This window comes from Enterobacter sp. MGH 37 (assembly GCF_000534515.1).
In the GTDB taxonomy this organism is placed as follows: domain Bacteria; phylum Pseudomonadota; class Gammaproteobacteria; order Enterobacterales; family Enterobacteriaceae; genus Enterobacter; species Enterobacter kobei.
The window spans coordinates 2,506,306-2,519,531 of sequence record NZ_KI973205.1 but is presented as its reverse complement, the minus strand read 5'-3'; the positions used below and the strand labels follow the sequence as shown (position 1 = coordinate 2,519,531).

Here is a 13,226-nt window from a genome sequence, read left to right as displayed (position 1 = left end):
CAGGGCGTTACATTGATACAAAAACAGTATTGATGGTGTCGGGAAAGTGTATTGGAGGTCACCCGCAGGCTCCGGATATAAGACTAGGGTCATGCGATCCATGCTATCGCGATCTTCATTCTCAAGGAGCCTCTATGACCCTCTCAAATAACCCGTGGTACTGCGCCGATATTATCCGTGCGGCTAAGCCTGACTTCACGCCTCGCGTGGCGTTTATTCTCGGCTCTGGCCTTGGCGCGCTCGCCGACCAGATTGATGATGCCGTTTCCCTGAGCTATGAAAAACTGCCGGGCTTCCCGGTGAGCACCGTCCACGGCCACGCAGGCGAGCTGGTGCTGGGGCATCTTGCCGGGGTGCCTGTTGCCTGTATGAAAGGGCGAGGGCACTTCTATGAGGGGCGCGGGATGACCATCATGACCGATGCGATCCGCACGTTCAAACTGCTGGGATGTGAGTTGCTGTTTAGCACCAATGCGGCAGGCTCATTGCGCCCGGAAGTTCTGCCGGGGAGCCTTGTTGCCCTGAGCGACCACATCAATACCATGCCTGGCACGCCGATGGTGGGGCTGAACGATGAGCGCTTTGGCGACCGTTTCTTCTCCCTGGCCAATGCTTATGACGCGGATTACCGTGCGATGCTGCAAACCGTGGCGGCGAAAGAAGGTTTCCCGCTGCATGAAGGGGTATTTGTCTCTTATCCGGGCCCGAACTTCGAGACGGCGGCAGAGATCCGCATGATGCAAATTATCGGCGGCGATGTGGTCGGCATGTCCGTGGTGCCGGAAGTGATTTCCGCACGCCACTGTGGCCTGAAGGTTGTAGCCGTTTCTGCAATTACCAACCTCGCCGAAGGTTTGGGCGAGGTAAAGCTGTCGCATGAGCAGACGCTCGCGGCGGCTGAGCTCTCACGCCAGAACTTCATCAATCTTATCTGCGGTTTTCTCCGCCATATTGCCTGAGTAAAACAATAAAGTGGCCCGTCAGGGCCACACTGCTATAAGGAATGGGCTATGAACATCACGACTCGCTTAAAGATGATGTCCTTTATGCAATATTTTATCTGGGGGAGTTGGCTGGTTACCCTCGGTGCTTACATGATCAACACCCTACACTTTACCGGCTCCGACGTGGGCATGGTCTACAGCTCCAAAGGCCTTGCCGCGATCGTTATGCCTTCGCTGGTGGGAATCATTGCCGACAAATGGCTACGGGCAGACCGCGCCTACGTCATTTGCCACCTCGTCTGTGCCGCCGCACTCTGTTACGCCGCGCAGGTGAATGAGCCCGGCCTGATGTTCTGGGTCATGCTGGTCAATGCGATGGCCTTTATGCCCACCATTGCGCTGTCGAATACGATCTCCTATTCCTGTCTTGAGCAGGCGGGTCTGGAGACGGTAAGCCATTTTCCGCGCGTGCGGGTGTATGGCACCGTGGGCTTTATTGCGGCAATGTGGGCCATAAGCCTGATGGGGGCGGAGCTAAGCAACGTGCAGCTTTATATTGCAGCTGGCGCGTCTCTGCTGCTGGCGCTCTATTCTTTGACGTTGCCGGCCATTCCCGTGGCAAAGCAGAAAACGTCCCAGTCTCTGGCCAGCAAGCTGGGCCTTAATGCCTTTGTTCTTTTTAAACAGCCTCGCATGGCGGTGTTCTTTTTGTTCGCGATGCTGCTGGGTGCTGTGCTGCAGATCACCAATACCTTCGGTAGCCCCTTCCTGCATGATTTTGCCCGTAATCCGGCGTATGCAGATAGCTTTATCGTCAGGTACCCGTCCATTTTGCTCTCCGTTTCGCAAATGTCAGAGGTGTTCTTCATTCTGACCATTCCGTACTTCCTCGGACGGTTTGGTATTAAAGCCGTGATGCTGATGAGCATGGTGGCCTGGATGCTCCGGTTTGGTCTGTTTGCCTTTGGCGACCCCTCCGCAACGGGCTTTGTGCTGCTCATGCTTTCCATGATTGTCTATGGCTGTGCATTCGACTTCTTCAATATTTCCGGCTCAGTGTTTGTCGAACAGGAGGTCAGTACCGATATTCGCGCCAGCGCACAGGGGCTGTTTATGACGACGGTTAACGGTATTGGGGCTTATTTCGGATCGGTATTGAGCGGTATGGCAGTTGATTATTTCTCGGTGGATGGGGTGAAAGACTGGCAGACGATCTGGCTGGTGTTTGCAGCCTATGCCCTGGTACTGGCCGTAGTGTTTTATTTCAGCTTTAACTACCACCACGCCAGTAAAAACAGCGAGATGCGCACAGTTGCGCACTAAATTTCCCCTCTCTGCGGTGAAAGGCTTTAAGGTAGGCGCTTAAGTGTTATCGCCAGGATATGTTTTGATGGAACGCGTCTATCGAACCGACCTCAAGCTGCTGCGCTATTTTCTGGCCGTGGCGGAGGAACTGCATTTTGGACGGGCTGCGGCCCGTCTCAATATGTCCCAGCCGCCATTAAGCCTGCACATTAAAGAGCTGGAAAGCCAGCTGGGCACGTTACTGTTTATTCGCCACTCGCGAAGCGTCGCGTTGACGCATGCGGGTAAAGTGCTGATGGAAGAGTCTCGTCGGCTGCTTGCCAGCGCAAATCAGGCTCTGGCGCGCGTCGAACAAATTGGCCGGGGTGAGGCAGGGCGTATTGAGCTGGGTATTGTCGGTACCGCCATGTGGAGTGAGGTGCGCACGGTTATGCGCACTTTTTTGAAAGAACATCCGAATGTTGATGTCGTTTTTCGCGAAAAGTCGCCGGTCATGCAGATGGCGCTGCTTGAGCGTCAGGAGCTGGATATTGGGATCTGGCGAATGGCAACGGAGCCCACCGCGGGGTTTACCAGCGTGCGGTTGCGCGAGGCGGCGTTTCTTGTGGCGATGCCGGAAGATCACCGGCTGGTCAGGGAACCCTCCGTTGCGCTTGCTGATTTACAGGACGAGTATTTCGTCACGATGCCGTCAGCACATTCTGATTGGGCATTTTTACATCGCGTCTGCCAGCAGGCCGGTTTTTCACCGATGATTGTACGCGAAGCCGTAGAGCCACAAACGGTACTGGCGATGATAAGCATGGGGATGGGGATTACGCTCGCTGCCGACAATTACGCGCAAATGCAGTGGCCGGGCGTGGTGTTTCGCCCGCTGAAAGAGCGTATTCCGGCAGATTTGTATGTCGTGTATAACGAGAAACAGCTGACGCCGGCGGTGAAGACGTTGATTGAGACGTTGACGGCAGGAAAGTAGACAAACTGCAGATGCGCAGATAGCAAAAAAGCGCCTTTAGGGCGCTTTTTTACATTGGTGGGTCGTGCAGGATTCGAACCTGCGACCAATTGATTAAAAGTCAACTGCTCTACCAACTGAGCTAACGACCCGAAATGGTGGGCGATGACGGGCTCGAACCGCCGACCCCCTCCGTGTAAAGGAGATGCTCTACCAACTGAGCTAATCACCCCCGCTGTGTGGAGTCGCATTATAGGGAGAGTTGAAAATGAGTCAACGCATTTTCTAAAGTTTTTATTCGTTCGTCGTAAAATTAAACAAAACGATCGCAAAACGGGCGGTGGCGCATGATTTCTAAACAAAAACATCAAACTCGCTCATGATAAAGGGATGAACATTGAGGAATCCCCCCACAGTGATAGAATATTGCCCATTGTTTTTTCCCCGGGATTTGCCGATTGCCGGCATCTTTATAACGTAAGGCCATTTCATGAAAATCAAAACTCGCTTCGCGCCGAGCCCGACAGGCTATCTGCACGTCGGTGGTGCTCGTACTGCTCTCTATTCCTGGCTTTTTGCACGCCACAACAAAGGTGAGTTCGTGCTGCGTATTGAAGACACCGATCTTGAGCGCTCCACGCCGGAAGCAATTGAAGCCATTATGGATGGGATGAACTGGCTGAACCTGGAGTGGGATGAAGGCCCGTATTTCCAGACCAAACGTTTTGACCGCTATAACGCAGTTATTGATGAGATGCTGGTCGCGGGCACGGCGTATAAATGCTACTGCTCCAAAGAGCGTCTGGATGCGCTGCGTGAAGAGCAGATGGCAAACGGTGAAAAGCCGCGTTATGACGGCCGCTGCCGCCATGACCATAGCGAGCATGCTGCTGATGAACCGTGCGTGGTGCGTTTTGCTAACCCGCAGGATGGCTCGGTGATCTTTGACGACCAGATCCGTGGCCCGATCGAATTCAGCAACCAGGAGCTGGACGATCTGATCATCCGCCGCACCGATGGTTCCCCAACCTATAACTTCTGCGTTGTGGTTGACGACTGGGATATGGAGATTACCCACGTTGTCCGTGGTGAAGACCATATCAACAACACGCCGCGCCAGATCAACATTCTGAAAGCGCTGAACGCCCCTGTGCCTGTCTATGCACACGTTTCCATGATCAATGGCGATGACGGGAAAAAACTGTCTAAACGTCACGGCGCGGTCAGCGTTATGCAGTATCGCGATGACGGTTATCTGCCGGAAGCGCTGCTGAACTATCTGGTGCGTCTGGGCTGGGCCCACGGCGACCAGGAGATCTTCAGCCGCGAAGAGATGATCGAACTATTTTCGCTGAGCTCAGTGAGCAAATCAGCGAGCGCATTTAATACCGATAAGCTGCAGTGGCTGAACCATCATTACATCAATACCATGCCGCCGGAATACGTGGCGACTTACCTGCAGTGGCACATTGAGCAGGCAAATATTGATACCCGTACAGGCCCTGAACTGGCGGACCTGGTGAAACTGCTCGGCGAGCGCTGCAAAACGCTGAAAGAAATGGCTGAAAGCTGCCGCTACTTCTATGAAGAGTTTGATGAGTTTGACGCGGATGCGGCGAAGAAACACCTCCGCCCGGTTGCGCGTCAGCCGCTGGAAGTGGTGCGAGACAAGCTGACTGCGATCGCTGACTGGACCGCAGAGAACGTGCATCACGCTATTCAGGCGACGGCGGACGAGCTGGAAGTTGGTATGGGTAAAGTCGGTATGCCGCTGCGTGTTGCGGTGACCGGTGCGGGCCAGTCCCCGGCACTGGATGTGACCGTGCATGCAATTGGTAAATCACGCAGCGTGGCGCGTATTAACAAAGCGCTGGACTTTATTGCGGCACGTGAAAACCAGCAGTAATCACATTTTAGTCTGGCAGAACGGCAGGGTGACCTGCCGTTTTTTTATGCCGTATATTCAGCCAGATTCAGACGGGTAAGAAAGCCGCGTAACCCTTCGCGCTTCAGGAATGCATCCAGACGTTCCTGTTCAGACGGCGTCAGGTTTTCCAGCGTCGCAATGATATCCGGTCGCAGAGTAGAGGAGGGGACAATGTATGGCGCTGTTGTCTCTGCCAGGTGGTAAACTGCCTGACGGTTTCGGATAGCCGGGAGGCGCATGATATGTTCCTTCACGCGCGCATCGACGTGTATGAGCCTCGCCCGACCGCCTTTCACACCATTGAGACCTTCGGTCTCCCATCCCTGCTGGCGTATCCAGCGATTCACCGTTTGCCTGGCAACGCCTAAACTCTCCGCCAGCTCTTCCGTGGTCATTTTGCTACGTAATCTTTTCATATTAATTCTGGTCGCGAATTCCCAGGCGTTGTAACAAACCGGTAATCCCTTCCCGCAGTAACAGTGATGTCATCTGCTTCTGCTCTTCTGGCGTCATTTCATTTGCCAGCGTCAGGAGGAGGGTATGAAGCGAACGCACATTGCTGATGCCGTCAGGCATTGCGGATGTCTCCGTTGCCCGCCGCGCGCTGCGGATAAAGTCACGCACCTTTTCATTCACATGTACCAGGCGTGCTTTGCCCCCCTGGACGCCTGGTTTTGGTGACGTTATCCAACCCTCTTTGCGTACCCATTTATTGATGGTCTGTCGGCTATAGCCGGTGAGCAGGGCTAACTCTTCCGGCGTCATTCGTTCCTTGATCATACAATTTCCTGAATATTCGTGGGGTTAATTAACGGCTCATTTTATAGCACCGTTTAACGTGAAAACGTGACAGGCTTAACTCATGACTGCGAGCAGGCTCGCAAAGTGATTCATTTGCATGAATTTTCGGCGATTGAATCACGGTCAATGAATTTGCCGTTGACACTCCGCGGCGGAATTCATATTATGCCGCCCGTCAACATGACAGCTTTACGATGGGGCTATAGCTCAGCTGGGAGAGCGCTTGCATGGCATGCAAGAGGTCAGCGGTTCGATCCCGCTTAGCTCCACCAAACTCTGAACCCAACAGAGTGCGGTCAGTAAAGTCACATGTGGGGCTATAGCTCAGCTGGGAGAGCGCTTGCATGGCATGCAAGAGGTCAGCGGTTCGATCCCGCTTAGCTCCACCAAAATTTTAAACCCTCGTCAAAAGACGAGGGTTTTTTTTATCTGTTTGTAACGTTCACCACCGCATTTTGTTATCAAAAAGAAGGTATTCCTGTACCTGACCTCAATCGAAATCAATAAACCTGTCCATAAATAGACTTCAACTTGATTCGCACAATTAATAAACCTATTATCCATCCGGTCAATGATATGAACGGATAATAATCGCATCAGCTTAATGAATAGAAAAACGTACAATAATGTAAAGATATTTATAATTGCCCTGGCGATATGCCTGATCGCGGTTCCTTTCTCCCGTTATCTCTCCCCGCGCGCGATTGTGAATGGTCACGACGTTTATTTAGCGTGGTTACCCCTGAGCGTTATGCTGGCGGTAATTCTGTTATTTGGTCGTCGGGCAATTCTTCCCATTCTGTTAGGTTTTACTGTCACTAATTTATTCTATATTAATTTAGCACCGCTACAATATTCAGTATTGCTGTTTTGTCAGACCTTTGCGTTGTTCGCGGCGTGCGGCCTGTTGCGCATCATGCTGGGCAGGCGCTGGCGCTACTGCATTCCTAACAAGCACATTGGATTACGGATATTCTGGCTCGGTTTTATTGTGCCACTCGGCATTAAAATGTCGATGTATTTAGCGGGCTATTTGTTTGATTTCCCGGTAACTATCTCCACCTTCTTCGGTGAAGGGACGGTAATTTATAACGTCGTGGATATTCAAAGTCTGATAGGCGCGGCGCTGATTTTTACCATGATGTTCTATTACCCGTTAAGAATGATAATTAATCCTCGTTATGCCATTACCTTCTGGCGACGAAGCGTGAAGCCCATTTTTTTCCATAAGAATTCATTGTTTATATTTGTCTGGCTCATGCTTCTAGGCTTCATTCTCGCTGTTTTATGTGGCCCTTTTGAATCCCCTGTTATAGCGGGCTATTTAATGCCGCTGATTTTTATTCTCTTTACCTTAGCGATAAGCCGCCTGACCTATGCACTTATCTCTCTGCTTTGGGCTGCTTCAGCGCTTCTGCTGTTGACCTACAACTATAACTTCCTGAATGGTGTGGAGTCGGGCCATTCACTCTCCTTTATCCTGTCCGTGCTGATCTCGTTTGCCATCTGCTTGCTTTACATGTCGCGGATTTACCAGCGTAGCGAGTGGCTGAAGCGGGGATGGCAGGGCAGAGCGCTGACCGATCCGCTGACCGGTTTGCCCAATATCCGTGCGCTGGAGGAGTATCTTGAGATTCACCAGGATGCCAAAGTGTGCATTCTGCGCATGGATAACCTGGAATTTTTGAGCCGCCATTACGGGATCCTGATGCGGGTCCACTGCAAACGCACGATCGCCTCGTCGCTGCAGCCCCTTCTGCAAAAGGACGAGATGCTCTTCCAGTTGCCCGGAAGCGAGCTGGTGGTGGTCTTGCTGGGGCCGGAAATTGCTGAGCGTCTCCAGCATATGGTTGATCGGTTGAACAGCCGGAAAATTTTCTGGAACAACACCGGGCTGGATATTGAGTTTGGTGCCTCCTGGGGGATGGTCGAAAACGGTGAAAAATTGCATCACACGCTGGGGCAACTAAGCTGGCTGGCTGAGCAATCTTGTGCAGGACAGAACGTACTTGCGCTGACGAATAGCCTGGAGGCTGCATCAGGACAAACAACAGAGCGCGTCCTGATGTTAGCGCGGATTAAGCATGCCCTGGAGGCGGGTCAGTTCCATTTATACGCGCAACCGATCCAGAAGGCAGACAGTAGCGGTTACTACGAAATTCTGACGCGTATGGAGAGCGAGGGCGAAATCATCACCCCTGATCGCTTTATTCCGCTGATTGCCCAGTTCAACCTTAGCCACCGGTTTGATATGTGCGTTATGGAAAAATTACTGCTGTGGCTGCGCGATCATCCTGCGACGCAGCCTGGGGCCCGTTTCTCCGTCAATCTGATGCCGCTCACGCTGATGCAAAAAGAGGTAGCGACCGAGATTTGTGCGCTGTTTGAACGGTACGGCGTTGCCCCTCAAACCGTGGTCATTGAGATCACCGAAGAGCAGGCTTTCTCCAATTCAGGTTGCAGCATCAATAATATTCAGCAACTGCGGGATTGTGGATTCCGGATTGCTATTGATGATTTTGGTACGGGGTACGCCAACTACGAGCGTCTCAGACGTCTGCAGGCGGATATCATCAAAATTGACGGCTGCTTTGTTAAAGACATTTGTACTGATGACATGGATGCGATGATCGTCCAGTCGATGTGTAATCTGGCGAAGACGAAATCGCTATGTGTGGTGGCGGAGTATGTCGAAACACCCGCACAGCGAGAGATGTTGCTTCGCTTCGGCGTGGATTACCTGCAGGGCTACCTGATAGGTAAACCCAAACCGCTGGAAGAAATTCGGGCATAAAAAAAACCGGGAGCTTGCTCCCGGTTTTTTGTTTTGCAGTAAACGTTACAGGACCAGCGCTGCGATGGACGCGGACAGAACGCTCACCAGAGTGGAGCCGTACACCAGTTTCAGGCCAAAGCGTGAAACTACGTTACCCTGTTCTTCGTTCAGGCCTTTAATCGCCCCGGCGATAATACCGATGGATGAGAAGTTCGCGAAGGAGACCAGGAACACGGACAGGATGCCTTCCGCGCGCGGAGAAAGCGTGCTGGCAATTTTCTGCAGATCCATCATCGCAACGAATTCGTTAGAAACCAGTTTGGTTGCCATGATACTGCCCACCTGCAGCGCTTCGTGAGCCGGAACACCCATCACCCAGGCAACAGGATAGAAGATGTAGCCCAGAATACCCTGGAAGGAGATACCCAGCACCGCGGCGAACAGGGCGTTCAGCGCAGAGATCAGCGCAATGAAGCCGATCAGCATGGCGGCAACGATAACCGCCACTTTGAAACCGGCCAGAATGTACTCGCCCAGCATTTCGAAGAAGCTCTGGCCTTCGTGCAGGTTGGACATCTGGATGTTCTCTTCGCTGGCGTTAACGCGGTATGGGTTGATCAGCGACAGCACGATAAAGGTGCTGAACATGTTCAGAACCAGCGCAGCGACAACATATTTTGGCTCCAGCATGGTCATATACGCGCCCACGATAGACATGGAAACGGTAGACATTGCGGTTGCCGCCATGGTGTACATGCGGTTACGCGACATTTTGCCGAGAATATCTTTATACGCGATGAAGTTCTCAGACTGACCGAGGATCAGGGAACTGACGGCGTTGAAAGACTCCAGCTTGCCCATGCCGTTGACTTTGGATAACAGGAAACCAATTCCACGAATCACGAACGGCAGAACACGGATGTGCTGTAGAATACCGATGAGCGCGGAGATGAAGACGATTGGGCACAGCACCTTCAGGAAGAAGAATGCCAGACCTTCGTCGTTCATTTTACCGAAGACAAAGTTGGTCCCTTCGTTGGCGAATCCGAGCAGTTTTTCGAACATTTCGGAGAAGCCTTTTACGAAGCCGAGACCTACGTTGGAGTTCAGGAAGAACCACGCAAGTAAAACTTCAATGACCAGCAGTTGGACAACATAACGAATACGAATTTTTTTGCGGTCTGTGCTGACCAGCAATGCGAGTGCAGTAACGACAACAAGTGCCAGGACAAAATGAAGGACGCGGTCCATATTTGCTCCAAATATGAGGCAGGTTTAATTTTCGTGCACATTCTATGCAACAAGCGAAAAGAAAACGAGATCAAGGACACACTATAGTTACATCCTGTGACGAGTCTCAAAAATAGTGATCCACAATACATTTTCGTTATGTTAGGTAAATGAGTGAAAAGTTAAGTTTGTGTGCTACGCTTCACAAATGACTGCGCATTTTCACATTCTGTGATGTCGCACCACCTGCCCATCTATCGTTCTTAGCTATCAGAGAAATCATGTTTAACCACTTAAATGATCTTGATAATCATTCTCATTTTGATAGCATTAAACATAGCAAAGGCTATATTTCCAGAGGCAGATAATGACTAACAGTCGCGTAGAGGGTAGCAGTGGCAGAGCGGCGCGCAAGCTGCGGTTCGCATTAATGGGACCTGCGTTCATTGCTGCCATTGGCTATATCGATCCGGGTAATTTTGCGACCAATATTCAGGCCGGGGCCAGCTTCGGCTATAAGTTGCTGTGGGTGGTCGTCTGGGCGAACCTGATGGCGATGCTGATTCAAATGCTCTCAGCAAAACTGGGGATTGCTACGGGCAAAAACCTGGCAGAACAAATCCGCGACCACTACCCACGTCCGGCCGTCTGGCTCTACTGGGTGCAGGCTGAAATCATCGCCATGGCAACCGATCTCGCTGAATTTATCGGTGCGGCGATCGGCTTTAAGCTGATTCTGGGCGTATCGCTATTGCAAGGGGCGGTCCTGACCGGGATTGCCACTTTCCTGATCCTGATGTTACAGCGTCGGGGGCAAAAGCCGCTTGAAAAGGTGATTGGTGGTCTGCTGCTGTTTGTCGCGGCGGCCTATATTGTCGAGCTGATATTCTCCCAGCCAAACCTGGTACAGCTTGGTAAAGGCATGGTGATCCCCAGCCTGCCAACGTCGGAAGCCGTCTTCCTGGCTGCCGGGGTACTTGGGGCGACCATTATGCCACACGTCATTTATCTGCACTCTTCGCTGACCCAGCATCTTCACGGTGGGACGCGTAAAGAACGTTATTCGGCAACCAAATGGGATGTGGCGATTGCCATGACCATCGCGGGTTTTGTGAACCTGGCGATGATGGCCACCGCAGCTGCCGCTTTTCACTTTAACGGTCATACCGGTATTGCCGATCTCGACCAGGCGTATCTCACGCTGGAGCCGTTACTGAGCCATGCTGCTGCCACGATTTTTGGTTTGAGCCTGGTGGCTGCCGGTCTCTCTTCCACGGTGGTGGGCACGCTGGCAGGGCAAGTGGTGATGCAGGGATTTGTGCGCTTCCATATTCCCCTGTGGGTTCGTCGTTCCGTCACCATGCTGCCGTCGTTTGTTGTGATTCTGATGGGGCTTGATCCCACGCGAATTCTGGTGATGAGTCAGGTGCTGCTGAGTTTTGGTATCGCACTGGCGCTGGTTCCTCTGCTGATTTTTACCAGCAATCCAGCCCTGATGGGCGATCTGGTTAACTCGACGCTGGTGAAACGGACAGGATGGGCAATTGTAGTAGTGGTTGTGGCGCTAAATTTATGGCTGTTGATTGGCACAGCGCTGGGGTTATAAAAGAGAAAGGAGCCGAAAGGCTCCTTTTTTACATTTTACATTAATGACGACCGTGGCCGTGACCACCGTGTCCTTTTGGGCCGTGACCCCAGCCACCGCGGCGGTCGTCACGATCGTTCCAGCCTTCGCGGTAGCCGCGTTCATAGGCATTGTCTTTATACCAGCCGCGGTGTCTGCCGTTATCGTGTTTCCACCAGCGGTCTCCGCGCCACTCATAGTGACGATGCCAGTAATCACGGTCGCGCCAGTAGCCGCCGTCCCAGTATCTGCCGTAGTCGTCACGATCGCCAATTTGTAGTTTTACTGATGGCAACAGGGTGATTTCGCCCGCAGTGGCGATCAGCGGGGCGGAAGCCAGTAATACCGCTGCAAGAATCAGTGACCTGAACATACTCTTTCTCCTTCACGATCGGGGCCTTTGTGGGGCCTGTTAACGCAATATTACGAGTTGGTAAAGCCTCGTTTCATCGCCTCAACTCCGAATTCCAGGCTCAGAGCATTTTTTGCTAAAAGCGGTTTTATTTTGAGCTGCTCAGGATTTCTTCAATAAGGTTCAGCTCTTCCGCGGAGAAATGGCGGTTTTCCAGCATGCCAACGGCGTCATCAATTTGAGCCGCTTGACTTGCCCCAATCAGCACCGACGTCACTGCTTCATGGCGTAACACCCAGGCCAGCGCCATCTGCGACAGCTTCTGGCCGCGGCCTTCCGCCAGGGCATTGAGCTTACGCACTTTTTCCAGCTTCTCTTCAGTGATCTGATCCGGGTTGAGGAACTGACTGCCACTTGCCGCACGGGAGTCTGCGGGAATACCGTTCAGATATCGGTTGGTGAGCTGTCCTCCCGCCAGCGGCGAGAAGGGAATACAGCCCACGCCTTTTTCCTGCAGCACGGCCAGTAAACCCCCTTCCGGTCCTCGTTCAAACATGGAGTATTTCGGCTGGTGGATCAGGCAGGGCGTACCAAGATCATTCAGGATATCAATCGCTTTTCGCGCCAGCGCTGCAGGATAGTTGGATAACCCGACATACAACGCTTTTCCCTGGCGCACCACATGGTCAAGCGCTTTCATGGTTTCCAGCAGCGGGGTTTCCGGATCAGGACGGTGATGATAGAAGATATCGACATACTCCAGCCCCATGCGTTTCAGGCTTTGATCCAGGCTTGCCAGTAGATATTTGCGCGATCCCCAGTCGCCGTAGGGGCCCTCCCACATGGTATATCCCGCTTTCGTGGAGATAATCAGCTCGTCGCGCCAGGGCAGAAAATCCTCCTGCAAAATACGCCCAAAATTACGCTCGGCCGACCCCGGTGGAGGACCATAGTTATTGGCAAGGTCGAAATGCGTAATACCCAGGTCGAAGGCGCGCTGTAAAAGTTGACGGCTGTTTTCGAGACGCGTGGCGTCCCCAAAGTTATGCCACAGACCCAGCGATATGACGGGCAACCTGAGCCCGCTTTGACCGCAGCGACGATACTGCATTGTCTGGTAACGATTTTTATCCGGCTGATAACCCATTTTATGACCTCGTGCGCAGATGAGAAAAATCAGTGTATGCGTTTACATTAACGTGAAAAAAAGCAGCATAGCGCAGCCTTTTTTGTAAAGCATTCTTTCCATACCCTTCTTACCGCTGATTCTGGACAGCCATCACGCTTCTCTAATACTCAAAGTGAGGTCAAC

The 13,226-nt window shown here is 52.3% G+C and carries 11 protein-coding genes and 4 tRNA genes; 8 read left to right on the top strand and 7 right to left on the bottom strand.

Annotated elements, in window-relative coordinates:
• Positions 1–134: 134 nt before the first annotated feature.
• From xapA to L383_RS11885, 3 genes are all read left to right on the top strand, one after another.
• Positions 135–959: a xanthosine phosphorylase gene (gene xapA, locus L383_RS11875; RefSeq protein ID WP_014884731.1), complete on the top strand. Its 825-nt coding sequence runs from the start codon at positions 135–137 to the stop codon at positions 957–959.
• Between the two features lie 51 nt (positions 960–1,010).
• On the top strand, positions 1,011–2,267 hold the full coding sequence (locus tag L383_RS11880; RefSeq protein ID WP_023331034.1) for a nucleoside permease: 1,257 nt from the start codon (positions 1,011–1,013) through the stop codon (positions 2,265–2,267).
• 67 nt (positions 2,268–2,334) lie between these two features.
• Entirely contained in the window at positions 2,335–3,225 is an 891-nt protein-coding gene (locus L383_RS11885) for a LysR family transcriptional regulator (RefSeq protein ID WP_023331033.1), read from the top strand.
• A 55-nt stretch (positions 3,226–3,280) separates the two neighbouring features.
• Here the strand turns inward: L383_RS11885 and L383_RS11890 are convergent.
• Both L383_RS11890 and L383_RS11895 read right to left on the bottom strand, forming a co-directional pair.
• Positions 3,281–3,356: transfer RNA gene (locus tag L383_RS11890), tRNA-Lys, on the bottom strand.
• A 4-nt stretch (positions 3,357–3,360) separates the two neighbouring features.
• A tRNA-Val gene (locus L383_RS11895) sits at positions 3,361–3,436 on the bottom strand.
• A 258-nt stretch (positions 3,437–3,694) separates the two neighbouring features.
• Between L383_RS11895 and gltX the strand changes: the two genes are divergently transcribed.
• Positions 3,695–5,110, top strand: a complete 1,416-nt coding sequence (gene gltX / locus L383_RS11900; protein ID WP_023331032.1) for a glutamate--tRNA ligase — start codon at positions 3,695–3,697, stop codon at positions 5,108–5,110.
• Positions 5,111–5,154: 44 nt separating this feature from the next.
• On the opposite strand, the gene L383_RS11905 is transcribed toward gltX, so the two are convergent.
• The gene (locus tag L383_RS11905) at positions 5,155–5,547 is read right to left on the bottom strand and encodes a YfeC-like transcriptional regulator (RefSeq protein WP_032629138.1); all 393 of its coding nucleotides are present in this window, start codon (positions 5,545–5,547) and stop codon (positions 5,155–5,157) included.
• A 1-nt stretch (position 5,548) separates the two neighbouring features.
• Positions 5,549–5,911 carry a YfeC-like transcriptional regulator gene (locus L383_RS11910; RefSeq protein ID WP_023331030.1) on the bottom strand — a complete coding sequence of 121 codons (363 nt, stop codon included), beginning with the start codon at positions 5,909–5,911 and terminating at the stop codon, positions 5,549–5,551.
• Between the two features lie 217 nt (positions 5,912–6,128).
• Here L383_RS11910 and L383_RS11915 point away from each other — a divergent pair.
• The 3 genes from L383_RS11915 to L383_RS11925 all read left to right on the top strand — a co-directional run bounded on the left by L383_RS11915 (position 6,129) and on the right by L383_RS11925 (position 8,726).
• Positions 6,129–6,204, top strand: a tRNA-Ala gene (locus L383_RS11915).
• Between the two features lie 41 nt (positions 6,205–6,245).
• A tRNA-Ala gene (locus L383_RS11920) sits at positions 6,246–6,321 on the top strand.
• Between the two features lie 215 nt (positions 6,322–6,536).
• Positions 6,537–8,726, top strand: coding sequence for a sensor domain-containing phosphodiesterase (locus tag L383_RS11925; RefSeq protein WP_023331029.1), 2,190 nt, complete (start codon positions 6,537–6,539; stop codon positions 8,724–8,726).
• Between the two features lie 45 nt (positions 8,727–8,771).
• Here L383_RS11925 and L383_RS11930 read toward each other — a convergent pair whose 3' ends face one another.
• Positions 8,772–9,959 carry a NupC/NupG family nucleoside CNT transporter gene (locus tag L383_RS11930; RefSeq protein WP_023331028.1) on the bottom strand — a complete coding sequence of 396 codons (1,188 nt, stop codon included), beginning with the start codon at positions 9,957–9,959 and terminating at the stop codon, positions 8,772–8,774.
• A gap of 346 nt (positions 9,960–10,305) precedes the next feature.
• Between L383_RS11930 and L383_RS11935 the strand changes: the two genes are divergently transcribed.
• Positions 10,306–11,544, top strand: coding sequence for an Nramp family divalent metal transporter (locus L383_RS11935; RefSeq protein ID WP_014884724.1), 1,239 nt, complete (start codon positions 10,306–10,308; stop codon positions 11,542–11,544).
• Between the two features lie 40 nt (positions 11,545–11,584).
• On the opposite strand, the gene L383_RS11940 is transcribed toward L383_RS11935, so the two are convergent.
• The gene (locus L383_RS11940; protein ID WP_023331027.1) at positions 11,585–11,935 is read right to left on the bottom strand and encodes a DUF2502 domain-containing protein; all 351 of its coding nucleotides are present in this window, start codon (positions 11,933–11,935) and stop codon (positions 11,585–11,587) included.
• A gap of 127 nt (positions 11,936–12,062) precedes the next feature.
• Positions 12,063–13,061, bottom strand: a complete 999-nt coding sequence (gene mgrA, locus L383_RS11945; protein WP_023331026.1) for an L-glyceraldehyde 3-phosphate reductase — start codon at positions 13,059–13,061, stop codon at positions 12,063–12,065.
• Between the last annotated feature and the right edge of the window lie 165 nt (positions 13,062–13,226).